General features: G+C 68.5%; 18 protein-coding genes and 3 rRNA genes. 2 read left to right on the top strand and 19 right to left on the bottom strand.

Going from position 1 to position 26958, the window contains the following annotated elements:
• Positions 1-49 precede the first annotated feature (49 nt).
• Genes IOE58_RS09635 through IOE58_RS14375 form a run of 10 tightly spaced genes read right to left on the bottom strand, consistent with a single transcriptional unit; the run spans position 50 to position 12193 of the window.
• A complete protein-coding gene (locus tag IOE58_RS09635; protein WP_193866181.1) occupies positions 50-1171 on the bottom strand; it encodes a glycosyltransferase in 1122 nt (373 codons plus the stop codon).
• Positions 1168-2931, bottom strand: a complete 1764-nt coding sequence (gene murJ, locus IOE58_RS09630; protein ID WP_193866180.1) for a murein biosynthesis integral membrane protein MurJ — start codon at positions 2929-2931, stop codon at positions 1168-1170. The genes IOE58_RS09635 and murJ overlap by 4 nt, the downstream gene beginning before the upstream one ends.
• Positions 2928-3773, bottom strand: a complete 846-nt coding sequence (locus IOE58_RS09625) for a hypothetical protein (RefSeq protein ID WP_193866179.1) — start codon at positions 3771-3773, stop codon at positions 2928-2930. The genes murJ and IOE58_RS09625 overlap by 4 nt, the downstream gene beginning before the upstream one ends.
• Positions 3770-4858, bottom strand: a complete 1089-nt coding sequence (locus tag IOE58_RS09620; RefSeq protein WP_193866178.1) for a copper transporter — start codon at positions 4856-4858, stop codon at positions 3770-3772. The genes IOE58_RS09625 and IOE58_RS09620 overlap by 4 nt, the downstream gene beginning before the upstream one ends.
• Positions 4859-4872: 14 nt before the next feature.
• The gene (gene steA, locus IOE58_RS09615) at positions 4873-6054 is read right to left on the bottom strand and encodes a putative cytokinetic ring protein SteA (RefSeq protein ID WP_193866177.1); all 1182 of its coding nucleotides are present in this window, start codon (positions 6052-6054) and stop codon (positions 4873-4875) included.
• Positions 6051-7775 (bottom strand): DNA repair protein RecN, encoded by a 1725-nt coding sequence (gene recN / locus IOE58_RS09610; RefSeq protein ID WP_193866176.1) that lies wholly within the window; start codon positions 7773-7775, stop codon positions 6051-6053. Before recN ends, steA begins: the two co-directional genes overlap by 4 nt.
• 14 nt (positions 7776-7789) lie before the next feature.
• Positions 7790-8740: an NAD kinase gene (locus IOE58_RS09605; protein ID WP_193866175.1), complete on the bottom strand. Its 951-nt coding sequence runs from the start codon at positions 8738-8740 to the stop codon at positions 7790-7792.
• On the bottom strand, positions 8740-9591 hold the full coding sequence (locus IOE58_RS09600) for a TlyA family RNA methyltransferase (RefSeq protein ID WP_193866174.1): 852 nt from the start codon (positions 9589-9591) through the stop codon (positions 8740-8742). The genes IOE58_RS09605 and IOE58_RS09600 overlap by 1 nt, the downstream gene beginning before the upstream one ends.
• Positions 9588-10604 carry an HAD-IIA family hydrolase gene (locus IOE58_RS09595; RefSeq protein WP_193866173.1) on the bottom strand — a complete coding sequence of 339 codons (1017 nt, stop codon included), beginning with the start codon at positions 10602-10604 and terminating at the stop codon, positions 9588-9590. The genes IOE58_RS09600 and IOE58_RS09595 overlap by 4 nt, the downstream gene beginning before the upstream one ends.
• On the bottom strand, positions 10601-12193 hold the full coding sequence (locus IOE58_RS14375) for a hypothetical protein (protein ID WP_228019566.1): 1593 nt from the start codon (positions 12191-12193) through the stop codon (positions 10601-10603). Before IOE58_RS14375 ends, IOE58_RS09595 begins: the two co-directional genes overlap by 4 nt.
• 387 nt (positions 12194-12580) lie before the next feature.
• Here IOE58_RS14375 and IOE58_RS09585 point away from each other — a divergent pair, with 387 nt between their 5' ends.
• On the top strand, positions 12581-13237 hold the full coding sequence (locus IOE58_RS09585; RefSeq protein ID WP_193866172.1) for a PP2C family protein-serine/threonine phosphatase: 657 nt from the start codon (positions 12581-12583) through the stop codon (positions 13235-13237).
• A 172-nt stretch (positions 13238-13409) separates the two neighbouring features.
• Here the strand turns inward: IOE58_RS09585 and rrf are convergent.
• From rrf to IOE58_RS09565, 4 genes are all read right to left on the bottom strand, one after another.
• Positions 13410-13526 (bottom strand): 5S ribosomal RNA (gene rrf / locus IOE58_RS09580).
• A gap of 116 nt (positions 13527-13642) precedes the next feature.
• Positions 13643-16703 (bottom strand): 23S ribosomal RNA (locus IOE58_RS09575).
• Positions 16704-17051: 348 nt separating this feature from the next.
• Positions 17052-18570 (bottom strand): 16S ribosomal RNA (locus tag IOE58_RS09570).
• The 16S, 23S and 5S rRNA genes sit together here, the layout of an rRNA operon.
• 439 nt (positions 18571-19009) lie before the next feature.
• Positions 19010-19708 (bottom strand): demethylmenaquinone methyltransferase, encoded by a 699-nt coding sequence (locus tag IOE58_RS09565; RefSeq protein ID WP_193866171.1) that lies wholly within the window; start codon positions 19706-19708, stop codon positions 19010-19012.
• A 120-nt stretch (positions 19709-19828) separates the two neighbouring features.
• On the opposite strand from IOE58_RS09565, the gene serC reads away from it, so the two are divergent.
• On the top strand, positions 19829-20986 hold the full coding sequence (gene serC / locus IOE58_RS09560) for a phosphoserine transaminase (RefSeq protein ID WP_193866170.1): 1158 nt from the start codon (positions 19829-19831) through the stop codon (positions 20984-20986).
• Between the two features lie 290 nt (positions 20987-21276).
• Here the strand turns inward: serC and IOE58_RS09555 are convergent, their stop codons facing one another.
• The 5 genes from IOE58_RS09555 to IOE58_RS09535 form a co-directional block, all read right to left on the bottom strand.
• Positions 21277-22761, bottom strand: a complete 1485-nt coding sequence (locus tag IOE58_RS09555; protein ID WP_193866169.1) for a solute carrier family 23 protein — start codon at positions 22759-22761, stop codon at positions 21277-21279.
• Positions 22762-22914: 153 nt separating this feature from the next.
• The gene (gene nagB / locus IOE58_RS09550) at positions 22915-23706 is read right to left on the bottom strand and encodes a glucosamine-6-phosphate deaminase (RefSeq protein ID WP_193866168.1); all 792 of its coding nucleotides are present in this window, start codon (positions 23704-23706) and stop codon (positions 22915-22917) included.
• Positions 23707-23921: 215 nt separating this feature from the next.
• On the bottom strand, positions 23922-25298 hold the full coding sequence (locus IOE58_RS09545; RefSeq protein ID WP_193866167.1) for an NAD(P)/FAD-dependent oxidoreductase: 1377 nt from the start codon (positions 25296-25298) through the stop codon (positions 23922-23924).
• 57 nt (positions 25299-25355) lie between these two features.
• Positions 25356-26315: a Ppx/GppA phosphatase family protein gene (locus IOE58_RS09540; protein WP_193866166.1), complete on the bottom strand. Its 960-nt coding sequence runs from the start codon at positions 26313-26315 to the stop codon at positions 25356-25358.
• Positions 26312-26797 carry a DUF501 domain-containing protein gene (locus IOE58_RS09535; protein WP_193866248.1) on the bottom strand — a complete coding sequence of 162 codons (486 nt, stop codon included), beginning with the start codon at positions 26795-26797 and terminating at the stop codon, positions 26312-26314. The genes IOE58_RS09540 and IOE58_RS09535 overlap by 4 nt, the downstream gene beginning before the upstream one ends.
• Positions 26798-26958: the final 161 nt, after the last annotated feature.

Below are 26958 nucleotides of genomic sequence, written 5' to 3'. Positions count from 1 at the left end.
ATGTTCGGCCGCTCAGTGCTCGCGCTGGTATCTGCCACGGACTCTCACCCTACCCCGGCCGGTCCGCTCCCGCGAGCACATCCACCAGCTGGCGCTTCAGGTCCTGCTCGGTGGGCAGCTGGGCTGCGCGCAGCCGGGATGCCTGTTCGGCGGCGTGCCGCACCCGGGGATCCCGGTGCCGCTGCACCGCAGCTGCCAGAGCGGCGGCGTCACCGACGGGCACCAGCTGGGCGGCATCACCGGTGACCCAGCGGGTCCCGCCGGCGTCGGTCGCCACGATCGCGCGGCCTGCCCGCAGGGCTTCCTGCAGCGCCACGGGCTGTCCTTCCCACACCGCCGCCGAGACCACCAGGTCCGCGGCCGCCAGCAGAGCGGGCACGTCCGAGCGATGGCCCAGCAGTTCGACCGGGAGGCGCTCCTGGCGGATCCGGGACTCCAGCGGCGCCCGCAGCGGTCCCTCACCGGCGATGCGGATGCGGACCGCGCCCCCTGCCCTCCCTGAGGTCAGCAGTGCGGCGGCATCGAGCACAGTGTCCAGCCCCTTCTGCGGGGCCAGCCTCGCGAGCACCAGCACATCGAGGCGGGCAGGATCGGCCTCGGGCAGGACTGGTGTCTCCTCAGACACCGGTAGTGCCCCGGCTACGGGGTCGGGGTCCCCTTCGCCTGCGGCGGGGTGTTCCGGGGCCGGCACCACCGCGTACCTCACGTCCGCGGCACCGGCGGCTCGGGCGTCCTCGAGCAGATCCGGGGAGACGCACAGGATCGTGTCCGCCCGGCGCGCGATGATCCGCAGCAGGGCCCTTCCGATCAGACGCACTCCACGTGAGCCCAGGGTGCGGTTGTGCAGGGTGACCACCAGGCGCCCTCTGCCGGGCAGTGCCAGGGCGGCCAGTGCGCCGGCTCGCAGCCCATGGGCGTGCACTGCATCGGGGCGGTGGGCGCGGGCCTCGCGCCTCAGTGTGCGCACGGTCCGCAGATCCGTGGCGGGGTGCGGTCGCGCGGGGATCTGCACGGTGGATTCGTGCACCGTGAGTCCCGCGGCTCGCAGCAGGCGCAGCTCATGGTCGACGTGCGCGGCCAGGCCCCCGGTGGCGAGGGGGCGCACCAGGAGCACTGCGAGGTCTCCTCCAGGCCCTCGCTTCCCGGCCGCGGCCCCGTCGGTCGCCGTCATGACGCGGTGCTCCCGCGCGCCGGGGCTGGCGCCTGCTGTCGTCCCCTGCGCAGCATGGAGGGCAGGCGGTGCAGCAGCGGCAGATCGGTCACTGCCAGCACCGCACCGCTGAGCACCGCGGCGAGCAGTCCCGCGCCGATGCCGGCCAGCACGGATCCGGTGATGCCGGTGGTGGAGGTGACCAGCCATTTGGCGAGCAGCAGGCCGGGGACGGCTCCGGCGATCAGCGCCACGGGGCCCATCAGGGAGGTGCGCCGCAGCAGGTGGGCGTCTCCCCCGGGGTCGACCACGTCTGCGATCCGCCCCAGCCCCACCAGGGCCGACAGCGACATCCCGATGGCGATGCAGATGCCGAAGGCGGTGGCGGCCTCGGCTGCTGAGCGCCCCGGGCTGGGCAGGGTGACCACCAGGATCAGCACGGCTGCCGCTCCCCAGCCCACGGACCCCACCAGCAGCGCATCCCGCGCGCGGAGCGCTGCCGAGAGCACCCTCGTGCACTGGGTGGTCACGGCGTAGCCGGCCAGTCCCAGGGCCAGCGCCGCAGAGGTGGAGCCCACGCCGGCCGCGCCGGAGCGGTCGACCAGCCGGAAGAACTGCTCCACGGCGGGTGCCCCGGCGATCAGCATGGCCGAACCTGCGACCGCCACCAGGATCACCGTGCGCACGGAGGCGGAGGACACCCGGGCAAAGGCCACCGGGTCGCCCACCAGCCGCAGTTCGGCCAGATGGGGGAACACCGCGGTGGTCAGCGGCACCACCAGCACGGCGAAGGGCAGCAGGTACACGGCCTGGGCGTACTGGAACACGGGCAGGGTGCCGGTGCCTCCGGCGCCCATGGCCAGCAGCAGCACCAGGCCCAGCACGGCCTGCTGAGCTCCCACGGCACCGATCCCGGCGGCGCCCAGGGCCAGGGCCTGGCGGCCCACCCCGGCGGGCATCCGCAGCGTCGGACGCAGCCGCAGGCCTGCGTGCAGGGAGGCGATCAGCACCGGGAGCCCCATGACGGCCACGCCGGCGGTGGTGCCCCAGCCGAGCCATCCCACGGCAGGCGGATCGATCGTCGAAGCGGTCGCCACCGGCGGCACCATCGCGGCGTACACGCGGTAGGAGGCCATCACCAGCAGTGAGGACAGCAGCGGCATCAGTGCGGGCCACACGAACCGCTTGCGCGCCTGCAGGTAGGCGCCCAGGATCACGGCGATGCCGTACAGAGGCAGCTGCAGGGCGAAGATGCGCAGCAGGCGAGCACCCAGGTCGATGCCCGGGCCGGCCATGTCCTCGCTGCCCAGCAGCAGTTCGGTCAGCGGCTGTGCGAGCACGATCACGACGGCGGCCAGGGCTGCGGTGATCAGCAGGGTCCAGGTGAGCAGGGCGGAGATGATGCGGTCGGCGCGATCGCGCCCATCGGCCACGTCGGCGGCACCCGGGGTGGGGGTCTCCGTGCCGTGCACGGGCAGCTGCTGGCCGTCGCGGTCCTGCCGTTCGGGGACCAGACCGGCGACCAGGGGCACGACCACAGCGGCCAGGGCGCCCCCGGCCACCACCTCGAACAGGACGTTGGGGAGGAGGTTGGCGGTGGAGTAGGCGGTGCCGACGTCCCCGGCGCCCACGCTGGCACCGAACACCAGGTACCTCACGAAGCCCGCGATCCGCGCCACCACGGTGATGACCAGGATGATCCCTGCGCCGCGCAGGACGGCGCGGGCGGTGCCGCCCAGGGGCGAGGGATCCGTGGCGGGGGACTGCTCGGTGCCGCTCATGCGTCAGGGTCCTCTGCCGACCCGCTGGGTGTGTGCCGTCGGCCCCAGCTGTCCACGGCTCTCAGCGCCGGGATGCGATCGATCACAGCGCTGAAGCTCACGCGCTCGCTGGCGAGGGTGAGGGCCACCACCAGGCCGGTCAGGCCGAGTCGCACCGGCCGCGGGGCACGGCGGGTGGCGGCGAGGCCGACAGCGGCCCCGAGGGCGTTGGCTCCGGCGTCCCCGAGCATGCCGTGCTCCCGCAGGTCCGGCAGCAGTGCAGCTGCAGCCGGCACCAGGGCGGCGATCGCGAGTGCCCGCCCGCTGGCGTCGCGGTCGCCGCAGGGATGCCCCTGCCCCGCGTCCCTCCTACCACGGGCCGGTGCCGATGCCGATGGGACCGCGAGTGCGGCGGCAGCGGGGATCACCGCCTTGAGCGCGCGCCCCGGGCGCAGGTCCAGCAGGTTCGCCAGGTTGGCGCAGCCGGCCACCAGGATCGCGTCGGCCGCCACCATAGCGCCGTGTCGTGGACGGGGTGCCGCTGCCGCGCCCAGCAGGGCCAGGGCCGGGATGCCGAGGGCCTTGGCGCCCCCGGTGGTGAGTCGCCCGCTGCACAGGGCGCCGAGATGGCCGCGCAGTCCCTTGGCCACCGGTCGTCCCGCGCGGCGCTGGCGCGGTTCGAGCAGGTCGTCGGCCAGGCCCAGCGCTCCCACCGCCCCCAGCACGAGGGCGTCTCGCCTGCTGCCGGCGAGCGCTGTGCCCGTGGCGAGCAGTGCGGACACCGCAGCGCCCTCAGCGAGGGTGACGGGGCGCCCGGCGTAGTTGGTGCGGCGCAGCTCGCTGCGCAGCGCGGGCCAGTTCACTCCGCTCCCCCTCCGTCCGAGGGCGCGGGCTCCCGCGAGCCGGGGTCGGTGTCCCCTGGGCCGGCACCGGTGCCCTCGGTCCCGGTGGTCTCCTCGATCTGCTCGTCGATCAGGGTGGCCTCCGGCAGGCCCGGCACCCGGGCATCGGCGTCGGCGGTGGTGCCGTAGTCCCCTGCCCCTCCACGCACCTGCTCGATCAGGGCGAGCACCGCCAGGACCGGCCCGTCGGCGGACTGCAGCCGATCGGTGGTGGACAGCTCGGAGAAGGTGCTGTCCCCGCGGACGCTGCGCAGGATGCCCACGGTGCCGTCGTTGTGCGGGGTGGCCACGGACAGCACGGTCGGCGTTCGCGTCTGCGCCAGGGTGGCCAGCAGTCGGGACTGCACGGTCAGCAGCTGCTGGGCCCGTTCGGCTGCCGTCGGATCGTCGTCGCTGTCCACGGTGAACTGGGACGGCTCCGCGGCCGCGTACACCACCGCCGAGGCCCGCGGGGGGATGTCCCCGTCGACTGTGACCAGCTGGTTGTCGATCAGGACCTGCCACACCTGCGAGCGCAGCTCCGGGGTGACCTCGGCGGAGGAGTCCTGGGTGAGCAGGGTGACGATCAGGGCGGGTACCTGCTCGTCGTCCTCCAGGCCGCGATCCAGCAGCACCGGGGCGATGCCGGCCACGGAGTCCACGGCGTCGGAGCGGCGCTGCTCGGCCGCGGGATCCCACAGGGCCGGCTGCAGGGAGATCCGGGGTACGGAGCGGGCGCCGGCGTGCTCCAGCAGGCTGGTGAGGTGCTGCACTGCCTGGCGCGTGGAGTTGTGGTCACTGATGACCACCACGTCGTTGTCCTCGAGGGTCCCGGCCACCAGCTCCGGCCCGATCTCGTTGATGAACCCTGCCAGCTGGTCGTTCTGGGTGCGCAGGTCCTCGGCCTCGGCGCGCAGGTCGTCCTGCTCGGTGCGCAGCTGCTCCACCTGTCCGGCGAGCTGGGCGCCCAGGCTCTCGCGCAGCGGACCGGCGCCCAGCACGATGCCGACGGCCAGCGCCAGGAACACCGAGATCAGGGAGACCAGGTGGTATCGGAAATCGATCACGGAGCGGATCCCTCCTACCCGCCGGGGAGGCGGGGCGCGAACAGGGTGGTGAACCAGGACAGCATGCCATCGAGACGGGCACCGAGGATCTGCATCAGGGCCTGCCCGCCCGGGGTGGCCCACAGTGCGACGGTCAGGGCCAGCAGTCCGGCCACCGCCAGCAGCACCAGCTGGAAGTTGGAGATCCGCTGCCGGTACAGCCGCGAGACCCCTTTGGCGTCCACCAGCTTCGAGCCAATCCGCAGGCGGGTCAGGAACGTGGAGCTCATGCCGGCGCGTCCCTTGTCCAGGAACTCCTCGAGCGTCCCGTGGGTGCCCACGGCCACGATCACCGCGGCGCCCTTCTCGTCCGCCAGCAGCATGGCGATGTCCTCACTGGTGCCGGAGGCGGGGAACAGCACAGCTCCCTTCCCGACCCCGAGCTCCTCCAGGCGGGCCATGCCGGGGGCGCGTCCGTCCCGATAGGCGTGGACCACGAGCTCGGCACCGCTGGCCAGGGCCCGGTCGGAGACGGAGTCCATGTCGCCGATGATCATGTCGGGACGGAACCCGGCCTCCATCACGGCATCGGCACCGCCGTCCACCCCGATGATCACGGGGCGGGACTCCCGCAGGAAGGGACGCAGCGTGAGCAGGTCCTCCTTGTAGTGGTAGCCGCGCACCACGATCAGCACCGGCCGTCCGGCCATGACGGTGCGCACCTCGGGGGCGCCGATCCCGTCCAGCAGCAGGTCCCGCTCACGCAGCATGTACTCCATGGTGTTCTGCGCGAACATCTCCAGCTGCTCGGAGAGCCCCTCACGGGCGGCCTCCTGGGCGGCGGCCACCGTGACCCCGTCCTGCACGGTGCCCTCGGCGATCAGCGTGTCCCCTGCCAGCACGGCGGAGCCGCGCAGGGTGATCTCCTGGCCCTCGTGCAGCTGCTCGAACACCGCCTGCCCGAGCCCGTCGATCAGCGGGATGCCGGCATCGACCAGGATGCGTGGGCCGGCATTGGGGTACCGGCCGGAGGTGGACGCGGCGGCGTTGAGCACCGCGGCGGGGCGCCGCTCCACCAGGGCCTCGGCGGCGACCCGGTCGATGTCCTCGTGGTCGATCACCGCGACGTCCCCGGGCCCCAGGCGCTTGGTGAGGTCCTTGGTGCGCTTGCCCAACCTGGCGGTGCCGGCGACCAGGGGCTGCTCGACGATGCTCACGGCCGGCCCTCCCCCACGGCTGTGGCCTCCTCCAGCAGTTCTCGGGCGTGGGCGAGGGCGACATCGGAGTGGTCGTCACCGGCGAGCATGCGGGAGAGCTCGCGGATGCGCTCTTCGCCGTCGAGGGCGTCGATGCGGGAACTGGTGGAGCCGTCGGTGCTGGTCTTCTCGATGCGCAGGTGGGTGCCGGCGTGCGCGGCGACCTGCGGCAGATGGGTGACCACGATGACCTGGGCGTGGCGGGCGAGCCGGGCCAGGCGCTGGCCCACGGCGAGGGCTGCCCGCCCGCCGATGCCGGCGTCGATCTCATCGAACACGAACACCGGGGCAGCGCTGCGGTCCTTGCGGTGGGAGGCCAGCGCCACCTCGAGGGCCAGCATCACGCGGCTGAGCTCGCCGCCGGAGGCCGCCTGGGCGACGGGCAGGTGATCGGCTCCCGGGTGGGGGGCCAGGAGGATCGCGATGGCGTCCCGCCCGTGGCGGCGATGGGGCTGGGAGCCCACCTCCACGGTGATGGCGGCATCGGGCATCTCCAGGTGCCGCAGCTCCTCCTGCACCGCACCGGAGAGTTCCTCAGCGGCCCGTGCACGGGCCTCGGTCAGGGCGGTGGCGGCGCCGTCCAGCTCCTGCTCCAGGGAGTCCAGCTGCGCGCAGGCCTGCTCCCGCTCCTCCTCGGCGCCGTCGTAGCGGTCCAGGGCCTCGGCGGCGCCCCGGGAGCTCTCCAGCAGGTCGGTGACGTCCTCGGCGGGGCCGTCCGGCCCGGGCAGCACGGGGCCCAGGTCGCGGACCAGGGTGGTGAGCTCGTGCAGGCGCTCGTTGGCCGCATCGAGCCTGCCCGGCGAGGCGTCGATGCCGTCGGCGTACCGCGACAGCTCCGCCGCGAGGTCCGACAGCTCCAGGCGTGCGGCCTCTATCCGCTCCCCCAGCGGGACGAGCTGGGGATCGGTGCGGGCTGCGCGATGCACCGCCTCGGCCGCGATGTCCAGCAGCGCGGCGGCGGCCGGGCCGTCGTCCCCCACCAGTGCGGTCGCGGCCTGGTCGGCATCGGTGCGCAGCTGCTCGGCGTTGCCCAGCCGCTCCAGCTCCTCACGCAGCGCCTGGTCCTCCCCGGGGACGGGATCGACGCTCTCGAGACGCTCCAGTGCCTCGCGCAGGCGCGCGCCCTCCAGGTCGCGACGCCGCAGCAGGTGGTCGAGCTCCTCGATGCGCGCCCGCAGCTGTTCGCGCCGGTCCCACAGCTGCTGATGCTGCTCCAGCAGGCCGGCCACCTCGTGCTGCGCGAAGCGATCCAGGGCCTCGCGCTGGGCGTCGGGCTCCCGCAGGCGCTGCTGGTCGGACTGCCCGTGCACGGTCACCGCAGTGCCGACCAGGGCGGCGAGCGTCCCGATCGGGACCGGGACGCCGCCGATGTGGGCGCGGGAGCGGCCTTCGCGGGTCACCCGGCGCACCACCAGCACCTCGCCGTCCTCCTCCTCGGCGCCCAGCTCGTCGATCGCCTGGGCGAGGCCGTCGTGCCCGGCCAGGGTGAGGGTGCCGTCCACGGTGGCGGCAGTGCCGGTGCGACCGCGGTCCAGACGTGCGCCCAGCAGCATCGTCAACCCGGTGACCACCATGGTCTTGCCGGCACCGGTCTCACCCGTCAGGGCGGTGAAGCCGGGACCGAACTCGAGGGTGGCGTCCTCGATCACGCCTATGGAGCGGATGCGCAGGGTGGAGAGCATGGGGGCGGCCCCGCTCAGCGCGGATGGGTGCCGCGGCTGCGACCGCGCCACCCGACCACGGGCAGCTGGAACTTCTCCACCAGACGGTCGGCGAACGGGGTGGAGGACATCCGCACCAGACGCACCGAGTCCGGGGAGAGGCGGGCCTCGACGCGCATCCCGCGGGTGAGGTCCACGGTGCGGCGGCCGTCCAGTGTCAGCACGCCCTCGTCCCGGTTGTCCATCGTCATCTCCACCGCGGCCACGGAGGAGCGCCCCAGCACCAGGGGCCGGGAGAACAGGGCGTGGGCGGCGAGCGGCACCAGCAGCATGGCGTCCACCTCGGGCCAGATCACGGGGCCGCCTGCGCTGAAGGCATAGGCGGTGGAGCCGGTGGGGGTGGACAGCAGCACGCCGTCGCATCCGAAGGAGGAGACGGGGCGGCCGTCGATCTCGATCGCGACGTACACCATCCGCTGGCGGTCGGCCTTCTCCAGCGACGCCTCGTTCATCGCCCAGTGCTGGGCCACCACCTGGTCGTCGTGATCGAGCACCGTGATGTGCAGGGCGCTGCGGCTCTCGATCTCGTACTCGCCCTCCAGCAGCCGCGACACGGTCGCGGAGAGGCCCTCGACCTCGCTCTCGGCGAGGAAGCCCACATGCCCCAGGTTCACGCCGTGGACGGGGATGTCGGCATCACGCACGGTCTCCAGGGCGCGCAGGATGGTGCCGTCGCCCCCCAGCACGATGCCCAGCTCGACGCGGTCCCCGGCCTCGATGACGCCCCGGGCGTCGACCCGCTGTGGGTCCAGCGCCTGCAGGAGCCCGTCGGGGACGTCCTCGGCGGGCAGGGCGCGGATCTCCGCGACCTGATCGGCCATCAGCACCGCTTCGACCTGGCGGTCCGCCAGCTCCTCCAGCACGGCGAGCATGGCGTCCAGGGCAGCGCGGCGTCCCGTGTGGACGTACAGGAGGAACCGCCTCATCATGCTCTGCCCTCCCCCTCGGTGATCTGTCGGCTCGGACCGGGCGCGTGGCGCTCGTTCAGGACGGAACCGATCATGTCACAGGCGCGGTCCGAGAGCTCGGCGGCGTGGCCGGTGGGCCGCAGGTGGAGGAAGTACTCACGATTGCCGTCCTGCCCTGGCAAGGTGCTGGCCCCGACACCGGTCAGCAGCAGTCCCTCTCGGGCCGCGGTCCGTGCCACCTCGGTCACAGCGCGCACACGCTGGGCGGGGTCGGTGACCACGCCGCTGCGGGGAAGCGCCTGGCGCCCCACCTCGAACTGGGGCTTGACCATCAGCAGCAGGTCTCCCCCGGTGCGCACCACGCAGGCCAGCGGCGCCATCACGGTGCGCAGGGAGATGAAGGAGAGGTCGGCTACCAGCAGATCCACCGTGCCGCCGATCAGCTCAGGATCGAGGTCGCGCACGCTGGTGCCGTCGCGCACGGTCACGCGGGGGTCCTCGCGCAGGTGCGCGGCCAGCTGGGCGTGACCGATGTCCACGGCGATCACGGAGGCGGCGCCGTGGCGCAGCAGCACATCGGTGAAGCCACCCGTGGATGCCCCGGCGTCCAGGCAGTGCGTCCCGGGCACCGGCAGGTCGAGCTGCTCGAGGGCCCCCTGCAGCTTGTGGGCGGCACGGGAGGCGTACTCGATCCCGTCGGGGACGTCCACCACCGCCAGCTGGGCCCCCTCGGGAACGGGCGCGCTGGCTCGGGTGGCGACGCGGCCGTCGATGCGTGCGCGGCCCTCGTCGATGATCCGCTGGGCGTGGGTGCGTGAGCGGGCGAGCCCAGCCGCCGCCAGTGCGACGTCGAGCCGGGGCGGGCTCACGTGGCCGCGGCCTCGATCAGCTCGTCCCCGCGACCTCGCAGGCGTCCGGTCCACGGCTCCTCGGCCGCGTGACGGCGCAGCAGGGCCATTGCCGCCCGCAGGATGCGCGGGTCCTGCAGTTCGCCGTCCAGGACGATGTCACCGTCCTCCCAGGTCGCGCTCACGGCGCCGCAGCGCGCGCAGGAGCCGGTGACCACCGGGAGGGGACAGGGATCCCCCAGGTGGGAGAGGTCCGGAAGGATGTGGGTGGGACGGCGCACGGGGTCGGCGCGCAGCGCGGTCTCGATGCCGTCCACACCGGTCAGCACCAGCAACGAGTCCATCCCGGCGCGGTTCGCCCCCTCGATGTCGGTGTCCAGGCGATCACCGATCACCAGCGGGCGGCGGGAGCCGATGTCGGTGGCGGCCACGGTGAACATGCCGGGCTCGGGCTTGCCCGCCACATCGGGCTCAGCACCGGTGGCGTGCCGCAGAGCAGCCACCATGGACCCGTTGCCGGGGGCGAGGCCGCGCTCCGTGGGCAGGGTCGCATCGACATTGGTGGCCATCCAGCTCGCGCCGTGCCGGATCGCGTAGGCGCCCTCGGCCAGTCGCGACCAGTCCAGGTCGGGTGCCCAGCCCTGGACCACGGCCACGACCTGATCGGAGTCCTCGGTCACCGGGTCAAGACCGACCTCGCGGATCTCATGCGCCAGGCTGGGCCCACCCACCACCAGGACCGTGGAGCCGGGCTCGAGGCGCTCGGCGAGCAGTCGCGCCGCCACCTGGGGCGAGGTGATGAACTCCTCCGGATCGGCAGCCACGCCCACGGTCGCCAGGTGCTGGGCGGCCTGCTGCGGTGTGCGGGACGCGTTGTTGGTGGCGAACACCAGGCGCAGTCCGCGTGCGCGTGCCGTCGCGACGGCCTCGGCCGCGTGGACGATGGGCTGGGTGCCGTGCATCAGCGTGCCATCGAGGTCCAGCAGCAGGGCGTCGTGCAGGTCGAGCAGCGATGGCTCAGGGCGGCGGATCACCGCAGCTCCTCCCCCAAGGAGTCCGGGGTGGGCGCCAGGACGCGCTCCTCGGACTGAGCGGTCTCCCCGGCGCCGTCCGATGGTTCGCCGACCTCGGGGGTCTCGACGCCGTCCGACGGTTCGCCGACCTCGGGGGTCTCGGGCTCCTGCTCCTCCTCGAACGCGTCGACGACGAGGATCTCCTCATCGTCCTCCCACGACGGTTCGGCGGCAGGCTCCGGAGCGGGTCGCCCCAGCCGCTCAGCAGCATCGGTGAGGCCATCGGTGTCGGTATCAGCGGCCAGGGTCAGCCATCGACGGGCCTCATCGGCGCGATCTGCACGTTCAAGCAGGTCGGCGTAGGCGACCCACAGACGCACCTGCCAGCGCCCGTCGACCTTGTGCCGCAGAGCGGGGATCTCGAGAGTGCGTAGCGCGGTCTGGATGTCACCGGTGTCGGCGTAGGCGCCGGCCACCACGATCATCAGCTCGATGGCGGCATCCGCCCCCATCCCGGAGGCGTCCTCGGAGGCAGCGATGTCCAGCGCGCGCTCCGGCCGCCCCAGCCCGCGCTCGGAGTCCGCGATCAGAGGAAGCACGTCACAGCGCCCGGTGATGCGCAGTGCGGTACGCAGCTCACGCACGGCTGTGCGGTAGTCCCCGGCCCGGTAGGCCAGGATCCCGTAGGTCTCGCGCACCACGCCGATGCGCCCGCCGATGCGGGCGGCGAACTTGGCGTGAGCCTGCGAGGTCTCGGGGTCCTCCTCCTCGAGGGCGAAGGCGGCGACCAGGTGCTTGGCGACCCTCTCCGCGGTCTCGCGGCTCAGGCCGCGCAGTTCGTCGAGAGCGTCGACATCGAGCTCCTTGCCGGTGATCCCCTCGGGGATCCGAGGCTCGAAGGGGCGGTTGGAGCGCTCCTCCTCACCGGGACGGTAGGAGCGAGGATCACGCTCCGAGCGATGGTCCTCACGACGGCGGTCATCCCGGCCACGGTCCTCACGACGGCGGTCATCCCGGCCGCGGTCCTCACGACGGCGGTCATCCCGGCCGCGGTCCTCACGTCGACGGTCATCCCGGCCACGGTCCTCGCGTCGACGGTCATCCCGGCCACGGTCCTCACGTCGACGGTCGTCCCGGCGGCGGTCGTCCCGGCCCCAGCCCCGCGCCCGATCATCCCGACGCTCGGGGTGAGGACCCCCTCCGCCCTCACGTCGCGGCGGCCTGCCCTCGTACCGACGATCGGAGCGTTGCTGCCCCCCGTCCCGACGCGGTCGCGACCTCTCGGTGGGCTGATAGTCGCGGTGGCGGGCCGCCCCCGGATGCTCGCCCACGGAGCGCGGGCGGGCCTCACGGGCTGATCGCGGGGTCCAGTCACCGGGCCCGCCCCCCTGGCGCCGTTCGCCGTACTGCTTGCGCTCGCCGTACTGCCTGCGTTCGCCCTGCGCGCGGTCGGCGGACGATGTCCGCTCCCCGTACCGCTTGCGGTCGCCACGCTGCTGTCCGCCCTGCTGGGAGCGGGAACGATCGACGGAGCGCGCAGCGGATCGGCCCTGCGCACGGCGGTCCCCGCCGCCGCCCTGGCCACTCTCGCTCTTGCTGTTCTCAGCCACGTCGCACATCCGTCGTCTCTATGGGTGGTATCGATCGTCAACTTTAGGCGACCCCCCGGCATTAACCCGCCGGTAACCCCCCGTCGCGTGACTGCACTCACGGCCTGCTGTGGGCCGGTGCACAGCGGATCATCAGCTTCCGGCGATAGCCACGGTCCCGGCACCCGGTCGATGTGCCCGTCCCTGCACGGACGGGTGAGCATCGAGGGACGGCACGGGATCGACGTGGCTCCCGCCTCTGGCCGCTTCAGCGCCGTGGTGGCGAGCTCGGGCTCCGCATGGCCCGCGGGTCGTGAACGACATCGGGAGAGGCAGGGCTGGACCGGTCCCGGTGGCCTCAGCGCATTCATCGCAGCTTTCGGGTACCCCCACGAAGGAGAACCCGGCATGACATCCGCTCTGCCCGGAGGCCGCCACCTCATCGCCGCGGCCGATGGTTTCACCACCGACCCGAACCCGGCCGCCCCCACCCTCAGCACCCGTAACTTGGTGGCGTTCGAGGACGAGCTCGCAGCCCGGCTGAGCGAGAACGCCGACCCGGGATCGGTGGACCGCGCTTTCGAGGCAGCGTGGGGCGCTGCCACCGACCAGGTCGACGGCCTCGGCGGATCGACACTCACGGCCGCGCTGATCGACGGTGCCCGGATCCACGTGATGCACATCGGGGACACCTGTGCACTGCACCACCAGGGAAAGCGCTGGGAAGCGGTGACCAGCGATCACACCCATGTGCAGTCGTTGGTCGCAGAAGGGCGACTCACATCGGAGGAAGCGACGTCCCATCCGGAGCGTGCGACCTTGAACCGTGCGCTGGCGGCAGGCGCGCCCACCGAGGCGGACTACATCGTCCGCACGGTGACCAGCGATGCGCGTCTGGTGCTGCTTTCGGACGGCATACATGGTCCGGTACGGCCGGCGGAGATCGTCAGGATCGTCCAGAGCGCAGCTGCCCCTGTCGATGCATGCGAGCATCTGGTCAACGCGGCCCTCGTTGCGGGAGGCCCTGACAACATCGCGGTCGCCGTCGCAGACAGCGGCCTGTGACAACGGGACAGCAGTGCTCGGTACGACCGGTACGACCCGCCGAATGGATGCGCTCGAAGGCTCTCGGCGCACCGGCTCGTCACAGGGCATGAAAAAGGGGAAGGGATGAAGGAGGAGCACACACTCATCACCAGTGATGCTACAACCCCTTCATCCCTTCCCGAATGAAGATGTCCGGCGGCGACCTACTCTCCCACACCCTCCCGAGTGCAGTACCATCGGCGCAATCGAGCTTAGCTTCCGGGTTCGGAATGGAACCGGGCGTTTCCTCGACGCTATGACCGCCGTAACACGACGAGACCCAACCAGCCCCCACACCCCCAACACAGGGACGCAGTGGTTGTTCCTCAAGAACCACACAGTGGACGCGAACACACACGCAAACAACACAATCAGTGACAGTGTTTGAGTAAGTCATCAGCCATTAGTACCAGTCAGCTCCACACGTTACCGCGCTTCCACATCTGGCCTATCAACCCAGTCATCTACTGGGGGCCTCCCACACCACAAGGGTGCACGGATATCTAATCTTGAAGCAGGCTTCCCGCTTAGATGCTTTCAGCGGTTATCCCTTCCCGACGTAGCCAACCAGCCATGCCCTTGGCAGAACAACTGGCACACCAGAGGTCAGTCCATCCCGGTCCTCTCGTACTAGGGACAGGCCTTCTCAAATATCCAACGCGCGCAGCGGATAGGGACCGAACTGTCTCACGACGTTCTAAACCCAGCTCGCGTACCGCTTTAATAGGCGAACAGCCTAACCCTTGGGACCAACTCCAGCCCCAGGATGCGACGAGCCGACATCGAGGTGCCAAACCATGCCGTCGATATGAGCTCTTGGGCAAGATCAGCCTGTTATCCCCGGGGTACCTTTTATCCGTTGAGCGACACCCATTCCACAATGAGGTGCCGGATCACTAGTTCCTGCTTTCGCCCCTGCCCGACATGTCTGTCTCGCAGTCAAGCTCCCTTGTGCACTTACCCTCAACACCTGATTGCCAACCAGGCTGAGGGAACCTTTGAGCGCCTCCGTTACTCTTTAGGAGGCAACCGCCCCAGTTAAACTACCCATCAGGCACTGTCCCTGATCCGGATCACGGACCGAGGTTAGGAATCCAGAACGACCAGAGTGGTATTTCAACAGCGACTCCACACTCACTGGCGTGAATGCTTCCCAGTCTCCCACCTATCCTACACAAGCCGTCCCGAACACCAATACCAAACTATAGTAAAGGTCCCGGGGTCTTTCCGTCCTGCTGCGCGTAACGAGCATCTTTACTCGTAATGCAATTTCGCCGAGTTCGCGGTTGAGACAGTGGAGAAGTCGTTACGCCATTCGTGCAGGTCGGAACTTACCCGACAAGGAATTTCGCTACCTTAGGATGGTTATAGTTACCACCGCCGTTTACTGGGGCTTAAATTCTGAGCTTCGCTCCGAAGAGCTGACCCGTCCTCTTAACCTTCCAGCACCGGGCAGGCGTCAGTCCGTATACAGCGTCTTACGACTTCGCACGGACCTGTGTTTTTAGTAAACAGTCGCTTCTCCCTGGTCTCTGCGGCCCTCGAGGCTCTCACCTCTCAGGCCCCCCTTCTCCCGAAGTTACGGGGGCATTTTGCCGAGTTCCTTAACCACGATTCTCTCGAACGCCTCGGTATTCTCTACCTGATCACCTGAGTCGGTTTAGGGTACGGGCGACCGTATTCGTCACGCTGGAACTTTTCTCGGCAGTACAGGATCACTCACCTACGCCCATACGGGATCCCCATCACGTCTCACCCACATGGCCACGCATTACCGTGACCGGGCTGCTCGCTTAGACGGACTATTCCATTAAGTCCGCGGAAGCTACCTCTCTGCGTCATCCCTCGCGCTGACCTACTACACCCTTGGTTCCCAGCCTCACTCACGCACGCACCCCGAAGGGCACGAGGCAAGCTCGGGTGGTTAGCATCAGATGCCTCGGTATGGGTCCTCCTACGATCGGTTCGGGAATATCAACCCGATGTCCATCGACTACGCCTGTCGGCCTCGCCTTAGGTCCCGACTAACCCAGGGCGGATTAACCTGGCCCTGGAACCCTTGATCAATCGGCGGACGGGTTTCTCACCCGTCTTTCGCTACTCATGCCTGCATTCTCACTCGTGCAGCCTCCACCACTGGGTCACCCCGCGGCTTCGCAGTCTGCACGACGCTCCCCTACCCACCCCACACAACGTGGAGTGACACAGCTTCGGCGGTGTACTTGAGCCCCGCTACATTGTCGGCGCAGAATCACTTGACCAGTGAGCTATTACGCACTCTTTCAAGGGTGGCTGCTTCTAAGCCAACCTCCTGGTTGTCTCAGCAACTCCACATCCTTTTCCACTTAGCACACGCTTAGGGGCCTTAGCTGATGTTCTGGGCTGTTTCCCTCTCGACTATGAAGCTTATCCCCCACAGTCTCACTGCTGCGCTCTCACGTACCGGCATTCGGAGTTTGGCTAAGGTCAGTAACCCGGTGGGGCCCATCGCCTATCCAGTGCTCTACCTCCGGCACGAAACACGCAACGCTGCACCTAAATGCATTTCGGGGAGAACCAGCTATCACGAAGTTTGATTGGCCTTTCACCCCTATCCACAGGTCATCCCCTCCATTTTCAACTGAAGTGGGTTCGCGCCTCCACGCGGTCTTACCCGCGCTTCACACTGCCCATGGATAGATCACTTCGCTTCGGGTCTAGAGCCGGCGACTGAACGCCCCGTTCAGACTCGCTTTCGCTACGGCTACCCCACACGGGTTAACCTCGCCACCGACCACTAACTCGCAGGCTCATTCTTCAAAAGGCACGCCGTCACCCCGTAAGGCTCCGACGGATTGTAAGCGCACGGTTTCAGGTACTATTTCACTCCCCTCCCGGGGTGCTTTTCACCTTTCCCTCACGGTACTTGTCCGCTATCGGTCACGAGGTAGTATTCAGGCTTACCAGGTGGTCCTGGCAGATTCACACCGGATTTCACGGGCCCGGTGCTACTCGGGAACAGCATCACGCCGCACAACAGTTTCGTCTACGGGGGTCACACCCTCTACGCCGTCGCACTCACCACGACTTCGACTACCAATGCACGTCCACGTCGGGCTGCCGGCAGACAACCCAGATACGTCCCACAACCCCCGCCCTGCAACCCCTGCCGGGTATCACACAGAACAGGTTTAGCCACCTCCGCTTTCGCTCGCCACTACTCACGGAATCACTATTAGTTTTCTCTTCCTGCGGGTACTGAGATGTTTCACTTCCCCGCGTTCCCTCCACACCACCTATACATTCAGTGGCAGGTACCGCGACATGACTCGCGGTGGGTTTCCCCATTCGGACATCCTCGGATCACAGGTCGGTTGTCACCTCCCCGAGGCTTATCGCAGACTCCTACGTCCTTCATCGGCTCCTCGTGCCCAGGCATCCACCGTACGCCCTTAAAGACTTGGCAAACACTACAAAGACACTAAAATAAATTGCTTACAAGATGCTCGCGTCCACTATGCAGTTCTCAAGAAACAACCCCACACCAGCACCTCCACCACAACCGCAGCAGAAGAACCAGGGAGGACCAGCCACACACCCCCGAGCGAACCCAGGGGCCGCGTGCAGCCTCACAACCCAATAGCGTGTCTCCACCTCGAACCACCAGGCAACCCACGTTCCACGCCCCGAAGGACCGTACTAGCGAGCAGCACCCGATGATGAAGCGCCCATCCGTTGATGTTCCACCCATGAGCAACCACCCCCACCACACGCGGGCAGGCAGATGGCCACCATTAATGGTGATGCTCCTTAGAAAGGAGGTGATCCAGCCGCACCTTCCGGTACGGCTACCTTGTTACGACTTAGTCCCAATCGCCAATCCCACCTTCGACAGCTCCCTCACGAGGATGGGCCACTGGCTTCGGGTGTTACCGACTTTCGTGACTTGACGGGCGGTGTGTACAAGGCCCGGGAACGTATTCACCGCAGCGTTGCTGATCTGCGATTACTAGCGACTCCGACTTCATGGGGTCGAGTTGCAGACCCCAATCCGAACTGAGACCGGCTTTTTGGGATTCGCTCCACCTCACAGTTTCGCAACCCATTGTACCGACCATTGTAGCATGCGTGAAGCCCAAGACATAAGGGGCATGATGATTTGACGTCGTCCCCACCTTCCTCCGAGTTGACCCCGGCAGTCTCCCATGAGTCCCCGCCATAACGCGCTGGCAACATGGAACGAGGGTTGCGCTCGTTGCGGGACTTAACCCAACATCTCACGACACGAGCTGACGACAACCATGCACCACCTGTGCACCAGTCCGAAGAAAACCCCATCTCTGGAGTCGTCCGGTGCATGTCAAGCCTTGGTAAGGTTCTTCGCGTTGCATCGAATTAATCCGCATGCTCCGCCGCTTGTGCGGGCCCCCGTCAATTCCTTTGAGTTTTAGCCTTGCGGCCGTACTCCCCAGGCGGGGCACTTAATGCGTTAGCTACGGCGCGGAAAACGTGGAATGTTCCCCACACCTAGTGCCCAACGTTTACGGCATGGACTACCAGGGTATCTAATCCTGTTCGCTCCCCATGCTTTCGCTTCTCAGTGTCAGTAATGGCCCAGAGACCTGCCTTCGCCATCGGTGTTCTTCCTGATATCTGCGCATATCACCGCTACACCAGGAGTTCCAGTCTCCCCTACCACACTCTAGCCTGCCCGTACCCACCGCACGCCCGAGGTTGAGCCTCGGGTTTTCACGGCAGACGCGACAAGCCACCTACAAGCTCTTTACGCCCAATAATTCCGGACAACGCTTGCGCCCTACGTATTACCGCGGCTGCTGGCACGTAGTTAGCCGGCGCTTCTTCTGCAGGTACCGTCACTCTCGCTTCTTCCCTGCTGAAAGAGGTTTACAACCCGAAGGCCGTCATCCCCCACGCGGCGTCGCTGCATCAGGCTTTCGCCCATTGTGCAATATTCCCCACTGCTGCCTCCCGTAGGAGTCTGGGCCGTGTCTCAGTCCCAGTGTGGCCGGTCGCCCTCTCAGGCCGGCTACCCGTCATCGCCTTGGTGAGCCATTACCTCACCAACAAACTGATAGGCCGCGAGTCCATCCCCCACCGAAAAACTTTCCACAACACACCATGCGGTGCGAAGTCATATCCGGTATTAGCCCCGATTTCCCGAGGTTATCCCGAAGAGGGGGGCAGGTTACTCACGTGTTACTCACCCGTTCGCCACTAATCAGACAAGGCAAGCCCTGTCGTCATCGTTCGACTTGCATGTGTTAAGCACGCCGCCAGCGTTCGTCCTGAGCCAGGATCAAACTCTCCATGAAAACATAGAAAATCCCAGCATTCAAACAAACAACCAGCAAAAATAATTCTGCTAATCATCCGAAAAATGCCAATCAAAATATTGGCATCAACAAACAGACACGCTATTGAGATATCAAGCAACACGCGCACTCGGACTACCGAACCCTCTGGGCTCTTCCGTTCCGGGGCAACCCCTATAACTTAGGGGATCGGCTCCTCCATGTCAACTCGGTGCGGTGTGATCCGCGCCGCGCTGGCCCTGGAGGTGGGCCGTTGTGCCTGGTGGTGAGCGGTTCGGCGGGTGATCCACTGCTGGTCTCTCGCCGTGCCGTTCGGCCGGGCACGAGGAAAAACATTACGGGCCGGCAGCGCGGCCGTCAAGCTGAAACGGCGTTTTTCAGAGGTGTCCTCGGCCACATTGCTTCACCTGCTCGTCCATCGCCCGTCTGACCTGCAGGTTCAGTCGCCCGGGACGTATCCACGATGCAGCGCGACGATCCCGCCGGAGAGGTTCCGGTACTGGCAGTGCTCGAGTCCCAGCTCGAGGAACCAGGAGCGAAGCTCGGTCTGGCCCGGCCAGTCCAGGATCGACTCGGCCAGATAGTCGTAGGCGTCTGAGTTGGAGGACAGCCCACGTGCGGCTGCCGGGAGTGCGCGCAGCAGGTAGCGCTCGTACACGGTGCGGAACAGTGAATTCGTGGGTGTGGAGAACTCGCACACGACCACCGTTCCCCCGGGCCGCACCACCCGCACCATCTCCTGCAGCCCCATGCGGGGATCGTGGACATTGCGCAGTCCGAAGCTGATGACCGCGGCATCGAAGGAGTCGTCTAGGAAGGGAAGGTGCTGGGCGTCGGCTCCGACGAAGGGCACGGGTGCTCCACGACGCCGGCCCTCCGTCATCATGCCCAGGGAGAAGTCGGCCGCCACCACGCGGGCTCCGGCCCTGGCCAGCGCGGCGGAGGAGGTGCCCGTGCCTGCTGCCAGGTCGAGCACGGTGTCACCCTCGGAGACCGCCAGGGACTCCACCATCTGGTCGCGCCACATGCTCACCTGTCCCATCGCTGCGACATCGTTCATCAGGTCGTAGCGGCGAGCGACGGCATCGAACATCCCGGCGACGTCGTACGGCTTCTTGTCCAGATCGGCACGGCTCATGCCCCCGATCCTGCCAGAGATGTGCTCATCTGCCGGACCGTGGCGTGGCGGCCACCGCGTGACTGGCACGATGCTGGGGTCACCGGTACGGACCGGCCCCGGGATCACGAGGAGGACACGATGTCCGATCACAGCAACGATCGCTCCGCTCGCATCCGCGGGCTGACGATTCCCCGCAGCCTTCTGCCCGCCGACGGTCGTTTCGGCTCCGGTCCGTCACGGGTGCGGTCCGCCCAGGTCGATGCACTGGTGGCGGCATCCGGGTCCGTGCTGGGGACCTCGCACCGTCAGGCCCCGGTGAAGAACGTGGTGAAGCGTGTCCGGACGGGCCTGGCCGAGCTGTTCTCCCTCCCCGAGGGCTACGAGGTGGTGCTCGGCAACGGCGGCTCGACTGCCTTCTGGGACGTGGCGGCCCTGGGCCTGATCGAGCGGCGCTCCCAGCACCTGGTGTGCGGCGAGTTCTCCCAGAAGTTCGCCACCGAGGTGCGCGACGCACCCCACCTGGAGGATCCCGAGGTCATCCGGGCAGAGCCCGGCGCGCTCCCCTCCCCCGTCAGCAGTCCCGACGTCGATGCCTACGCCTGGGCTCAGAACGAGACCTCCACCGGGGTGATGGCACCGGTGCGCCGCCCCGAGGGGGCCGGCACCGAGCAGCTGGTGCTGATCGATGCGACCTCCGCCGCCGGTGGCGTGATGGTCGATCCCACCCAGGCCGACGCCTACTACTTCGCCCCGCAGAAGGCCTTCGCCTCCGACGGCGGTCTGTGGCTGGCGGTCCTCTCCCCTGCCGCGATCGAGCGCGCCGAGCGCATCGCGGCCCAGGGGGCGCACTGGATCCCCTCGATCCTCTCGCTGACCACAGCGATCGAGAACTCCCGCAAGGACCAGACGCTCAACACGCCGGCGGTGTCGACGCTGGTGCTGATGGCGGAGCAGATCGAGTGGATGAACGAGCAGGGCGGTCTGGCCTGGGCCGACTCCCGCACCCGCGAGACCAGCGGACTGCTGTACGAGTGGGCCGCCCGCCGTGAGGAGGTCACCCCCTTCGTGGACGATCCCTCGGCACGCTCGCAGGTGGTGGCCACCCTCGACATCAGCGAGGAGATCGACGCCACGGCGATCACCTCCGTGCTGCGCGCCCACGGCGTGGTGGACATCGAGCCCTACCGGAAGCTGGGCCGCAACCAGGTGCGCATCGCCACATTCCCCGCGGTGCCCCCGGAGGACGTCAGGGCTCTGATCGCCGTGCTCGACCACGTGCTGGACGCCTCGGCCTGACATCGCGGGCCCCGGGCCACGAAGCCGAGCAGCGGCTGGGCGATGGCCCAGGCGCTCCCGGACACGCCGACCAGCACCTGGGGCAGGGCGAGGGAGAGCACACCGATGGTGGCGACCATCAGCACCACCAGCACCGGCGCCTGGGAGTCACCGGGCAGCACGCTGCTCGTGAGCGGTGAGCACCCGTTGCAGCGCCCGGTGAGCAGGCTGTACCGCACCGGGGGGCGACCTCCGGCGCGGACGTGCCGGGAATTGCCACACAGTGTCGGGATTGCGAGGGCTCGGCTGCGTCAGAGCAGCAGGCTCTCGATGCCGCCTCGGAGGAAGTAGACGACGAACAGCACCGCAACCAGGTACATCAGCCAGTGGACGTCCTTGGCGCGGCCACGGATCACGCGGATCAGCACGAACATGATGAAGCCGGCCCCCATGCCCACGGTGATGGAGTACGCGAACGGCATCAGGATGATGGTGAGGAACGCCGGCACTGCGATCTCCACGTCGGTGAAGTCGATGTCCGTGACCTGGGTCATCATCAGGAAGCCCACCATCACCAGGGCCGGGGTGGCCGCCTCGTACGGCACCAGTGCGACCAGGGGCGACAGGAAGGTGGTCAACAGGAAAGCGACGCCCACGACCACCGAGGACAGGCCCGTGCGGGCACCCTCGGCCACCCCGGAGGTGGACTCCACGAAGCTGGTGTTGGAGGAGACACCGCCGAGGCCACCGGCGATGGCGCCCACCGAGTCCACCACCAGGATGCGCTGGGAGCGGGGGATGTCGCCGGTCTCGTCGACCAGCCCGGCCCCGGAGGCCACGCCCACCATCGTGCCCATGGTGTCGAAGAAGTCCGCCAGCAGCAGGGAGAAGACGATGACGGTCGCCCCGATCGCGCCCGCCGCGGTGATCCCGCCGATCGGATCCACGGTGAACAGTGTGGCGAAGTCCGGCGCCTGGATCGGGAACTCGCTGATGGAGGGCACGTTCATGGCCCAGCCACCGGGGTTGCCCTCCCCCTCGGGCCCGGCGGGGGCGAAGGCGCCGAGCTTCATCACGCTCTCGAGCACGATGGCCAGGACGGTCGCGAACACGATCGAGATCAGGATGGCGCCGGGGACCTTGCGCACCCACAGCACGAACATCAGCAGCAGACCGGTGACGAACACGAAGGTGGGCCAGCCGGTGAGGGAGCCGTCGTTGCCCAACTGCACCGGGGTGCCGGTGGCGGTGGTGACGAACTTGGCGTTGTACAGGCCCAGGAACGCGATGAACAGACCGATGCCGACGGCGATCGCCGTCTTGAGGAACGGCGGGACGGCATCGAACACGGCCTTGCGGAATCCGGTGAGCACCAGCAGCAGGATGATCACGCCCTCCAGCAGCACCAGGCCCATGGCCCCGCCCCAGGTCATGCCCGGCAGGGGCACCACCGAGTAGGCGACGTAGGCGTTGAGGCCGAGCCCCGCGGCCAGCGCCAGGGGGAACTTCGCCCAGGTGCCCATGACGATGCTGAGCAGGCCGGCGATCAGTGCGGTGCCGGCGGCGACCGCCGGCAGATTGGGCTCCGCCCCGCCGCCCAGATACTGGCCGGTGGAGTCGGGGACGGTGCCGATGATCAGCGGGTTCAGCACCACGATGTAGCACATCGAGAAGAACGTGACCAGGCCGCCGCGGATCTCTCGCGAGACGCTCGAGCCGCGGTCGCTGATGCCGAAGAAGCGGTCCAGACCGCCGCGAGGGGCGGTGGCGGTCGCTGTGGAGGCCGCGCGTGCCACCTCGCGATCAGCGGGGCCGGAGCCGACGGCCGCGGCGGCGGGCCGTGCATCGGAGGGGACGAGGAGGGGGACGGGGATGAGGGGATGAGGAGATCAGACTGCATGGGGGCGATCGTATCGGCCTGCGGGCCCAGGAACCGTCGTCGTCCGCGCTCAGCTGCGTGAGGTGAGCGACTCCTCCTGGGCCACCCGGCGCATGTGCCGGTAGTAGTCGGTCAGCTCGAGCTGGGAGGCGGCGGCCTCGTCGACCACCACGGTCACGGCGGGGTGCAGCTGGAGGCAGCTCGCGGGCCAGCGGGCGCTGATCGGGCCCTCGACCATCTGCGCGATCGCCCGGGCCTTGTTCTCACCGGTGGCGGTGAGCACGATCTCCTTCGCTTCGCGGATCGTGCCGAGGCCCTGCGAGAGGGCCAGGGTCGGCACGTCCTCGCGGGAGTCGAAGAAGCGGGCGTTGTCGGCGATGGTCGACTCGGTCAGCACCACGGGACGGGTGCGGGAGGCCAGGGAGCTGCCGGGCTCGTTGAAGGCGATGTGGCCGTTGGAGCCGATGCCCAGGATCTGCAGGTCCACTCCCCCGGCCTCCGCGATCGAGCGGTCGTAGCGATCGGCCTCGGCGATCGGGTCGGCAGCCTGCCCTTGGGGTGAGAGCACAGCGGCGTCGTCGATGTCGATGTGCCAGGTGAGGTTCTCGCGGATGAACCGGTGGTAGCTCTGCTCGTGATCGGAGGGCAGACCCACGTACTCGTCCAGCAGGAAAGCGCGGGCGGAGGCGAAGGACAGCCCCTCCTCCCGGTGGCGGCGGATCAGTTCCCGGTAGCCGGCCAGCGGGGAGGAACCGGTGGCCAGGCCCAGCACGACGGCACCTGCATCACGCAGCACTCGCTCGAAGACGTCGGCGACCTCGCGTGCACCTTCGGCGGCGTCAGAAACGATGATGACCTGCATTGATGGTGTTCCTCCTGCGCGCGGACACGGACCACCGATGCCCACTCATTGGCCGTTTGCGCTCGACTGCGCGTGGAGTCGAGCACGTTCGGTCACATCCTACCGCGGGCGCACCGTGTGGCGGCCGCCAGACGCAGCGCGCCCTCGCTCCGGGGAGCAAGGGCGCGTGCGTCAGCGGCGGGATCCACGAGCGCGGGTCGTGGATCCGCGCGGCATCACTGGGGCTTGGAGGAGGTGTTGGCCGCCAGCTCGAAGGCGGCGCGCGGCGTGGTCTGCTCCGGGATGCCGATGATGTCGCGGCGGGAGATCAGGTTGGTGACCCAGCCGGCGACCACAGCGGCCTTTCGGCCGATCGTGGGCATGGCGTACACGTGGTACGCGCGAGCAGCGGCCCAGGCGGGCAGGCCGCGCAGGTCGAACTCCTTGTCGCCCACGTGCAGGCGACCGACGCCCTTGTACATGCCCAGGGTGGCCATGGTGCCGAGGTTCTTGTGGTAGTAGTCCACCAGCGGGCGGCCCTGAACGGAGCGCGCGATGTTGTCGGCGATCCGCTTGCCCTGGCGCACCGCGTGCTGCGCGTTGGGCGGGCAGAACTTGCCCTCGCCCGCGGCCAGGTCCGGCACGGCGGCGCAGTCGCCGGCGGCGAACACGTTGTCGATCGGGCCGTCGGCGCCGTTGACGCGCAGGTCGGCGAGGGTGTCGACCTTGCCCATCAGGGGGCCGCGCTCGGTGATGACGGGGAGGTCCGAGACCCCCTCCTCCAGCAGGATCGGGCTGGGCTTGACGCCCGCGTTCCACACCAGCAGGTCGGTCTCGAACTCGTCGCCGTCGCTGGTCTTGACCACGCCGTCCTCAGCGGAGTTCAGGAAGGTCTCCAGCTTCACCTCGATGCCGCGCTCGCGCAGCTGGTTCAGCACGTAGGCGCGCTGGTCCTCGGTCAGCTCGGGGAAGATGAACGGAGCGGCGTCGATCAGCACGAAGCGGATGTCCGAGGCGTGCAGGTCGGGGTAGTAGCGCAGGGCGTCGCGGACCATGTCCTCGGTCTCGGCGATGGCCTCACCGCCGGCGAAGCCGCCGCCCACGAAGGTGAAGGTGAGCAGGCGCTTGCGGATCTTCGGATCCTTGGTGGAGGCGGCCTCGGCGAGATTGGCGAGGACGCGGTCGCGCACGGCCACGGCCTCCTCGACCCACTTGAAGCCGATCGCGGCCTCGGCCAGGCCCGGGATGGGCAGCAGGCGCGGCACGGCACCCAGACCCACCACCAGGTAGTCGTAGGAGATCTCGAGCTGGACGTCGTCCTCGGTGTCGACCACCACGAGGTTGTCGGCACTGCGGATGGAGGTCACGGTGCCGGTGACGACCTTGGTGCCGGCGAGGATCTTGCGCAGCGGGGCCAGCACGTTGCGCGGATCGATGGAGCCGGCGCCGACCTCGGGGAGGAAGGGCTGGTACGTCATGTAGGGGCGGGAGTCGACGACCGTGATCGCGACCTCGGTCCCGAGGGACTTGCGGAGGTCCGCCGCAGTGGTGAGTCCGACGGACCCGCCGCCGAGGATCAGGACGTGAGGCTTGCCGCCATGAGAGTTGTTCATGGGTACAGCGTAGGGCGCTCCGAGAGACCGCACAAAAGGCGGCCCCCGCAATCAACATCACACAGGAAGCAGGCTGAGGGCGATCCCGTCGAGGATGTCATGCTCGCTGGTGCGGGAGACCTGCAGGTCGGCGGTGCTCTGCAGTCGCCGTGCCACGCGGGACCAGATGAGCGCGCCCGCTCCGATCACATCGATGCGGCCGGGGTGGATCGCCGAGAGCTCGGCGCGCTCGGCGCGAGGCATGGCCAGCAGACGCTCGCACAGCTCGACGGTCTCGTCGATGTCCAGCCGGGCTCCGTGGGTGACATCGGGCCTGTACTCGGTGACACCCATTGCCAGCGCCGTCAGCGTGGTGACCGTGCCGGCCACACCCACCAGCACGGAGGTGGACTCCAACGGCACCTGCTGGGCGGCCCGGTCCAACAGGGAGTCGACGTCGGCCGCAGCGGCCGCGATCTCCGCTGCGGTGGGCGGGTCGGAGGCCAGGTGGCGCTCCGTCATCCGCACCGACCCCATGTCCAGGCTCACGCGGTGGCTGGGCGCGTCGGTGCCCAGCACGAGCTCGGTGGAGCCGCCACCGATGTCGACCACCAGGCGGGGCCCCTCGGGCAGGTCCTCAAGGGTGGTGACCGCGCCCCGGTAGGAGAGCTCGGCCTCCTCCTCGCCGCTGATCACCTCGGGCTCCACCCCCAGGATCTCGCGGATGCCGGAGATGAACAGGTCGCGGTTGGAGGCGTCGCGCGTGGCGGAGGTGGCCGTGAATCGCAGGCGGTGCGCACCGTGGTGCTCGATCAGCCGCCCGTAGCGACGGGCCGCATCCAGGGTGCGCTCCACGGCGGCCGGGTCGAACCGGCCCGTGCGGTCGACTCCCTGGCCCAGGCGCACGATCTCCATGTGCCGCTCGAGATCCACCAGACCGGGACCGGAGGGGTCGGCTCGCGCGATCAGCAGGCGGATGGAGTTGGTGCCGCAGTCGATCGCCGCGACGGGCGGATCCTGATGCTCGCGCGCGCTCATCGCTGCTCCCCCTCGTGCCGCTCGCAGCGGCACACCAGCTCCGGCCAGGCGCCGTCGATGCCGACCAGCACCTTTTCGGCCACGGGATTGATGCCGGGCCCCTCGGCCAGGGCCTGCCCGGCCAGGGCGTGGAGGCACTTGACCCGTTCGGGCATGCCTCCGGCGCTGGTCCCGCTGATCTCGGGGACATCGCCCAGCTCTGCGCGGCGCTGCAGGTAGCGCTGGTGAGCGCCGCGGTAGGCCTCGGCCAGGGCCGGATCCTCCCCCAGACGGGCGGTGAGCTCGGCCATGGCGCCGGTGGCCTCGACCCGGGAGATCTCCAGCACCAGCCAGGGAAGGGTCAGGTACAGGGAGGTGGGGAACGGGGTGCCGTCCTCGAGGCGGGGAGCGGTGCGCACCACGGCCGGCCGGCCGCAGGAGCAGCGGCGGGCGATGGAGATCACGCCCCGCATCTCACGGCCCAGCCCGTCTCTTATAAACATCTCCGAGCCCACGAGACGGAGAGGGAAATCGGATGCCGGCTTTTGCTTGGACAAAAAAAAAAAAAAGAAGACAAAAGAGACAACAACGAAAGTCGTTTAATACGTGAAACAACAACGTACTAGAGCACTGTACACACGGTATGCTAGAGCTCCTGTGATAA

The sequence above is a fragment of the Brachybacterium epidermidis genome (genome assembly GCF_015209585.1).
Taxonomy (GTDB): Bacteria; Actinomycetota; Actinomycetes; order Actinomycetales; family Dermabacteraceae; genus Brachybacterium; species Brachybacterium epidermidis.
The sequence above is the reverse complement of the archived record's forward strand: the minus strand, read 5'-3'. Positions and strand labels throughout refer to the sequence as shown.

Coding starts and splice junctions, on each gene's coding strand:
- murJ (WP_193866180.1), bottom strand. CDS start 2,931: ATGAGCGGCACCGAGCAGTCCCCCGCCACGGATCCCTCGCCCCTGGGC.
- IOE58_RS09565 (WP_193866171.1), bottom strand. CDS start 19,708: ATGAGCCGTGCCGATCTGGACAAGAAGCCGTACGACGTCGCCGGGATG.
- IOE58_RS09545 (WP_193866167.1), bottom strand. CDS start 25,298: ATGAACAACTCTCATGGCGGCAAGCCTCACGTCCTGATCCTCGGCGGC.
- IOE58_RS09635 (WP_193866181.1), bottom strand. CDS start 1,171: ATGACGGCGACCGACGGGGCCGCGGCCGGGAAGCGAGGGCCTGGAGGA.
- IOE58_RS09540 (WP_193866166.1), bottom strand. CDS start 26,315: ATGAGCGCGCGCGAGCATCAGGATCCGCCCGTCGCGGCGATCGACTGC.
- serC (WP_193866170.1), top strand. CDS start 19,829: ATGTCCGATCACAGCAACGATCGCTCCGCTCGCATCCGCGGGCTGACG.
- IOE58_RS09585 (WP_193866172.1), top strand. CDS start 12,581: ATGACATCCGCTCTGCCCGGAGGCCGCCACCTCATCGCCGCGGCCGAT.
- recN (WP_193866176.1), bottom strand. CDS start 7,775: ATGCTCTCCACCCTGCGCATCCGCTCCATAGGCGTGATCGAGGACGCC.
- IOE58_RS09605 (WP_193866175.1), bottom strand. CDS start 8,740: ATGAGGCGGTTCCTCCTGTACGTCCACACGGGACGCCGCGCTGCCCTG.
- IOE58_RS09535 (WP_193866248.1), bottom strand. CDS start 26,797: ATGTTTATAAGAGACGGGCTGGGCCGTGAGATGCGGGGCGTGATCTCC.
- nagB (WP_193866168.1), bottom strand. CDS start 23,706: ATGCAGGTCATCATCGTTTCTGACGCCGCCGAAGGTGCACGCGAGGTC.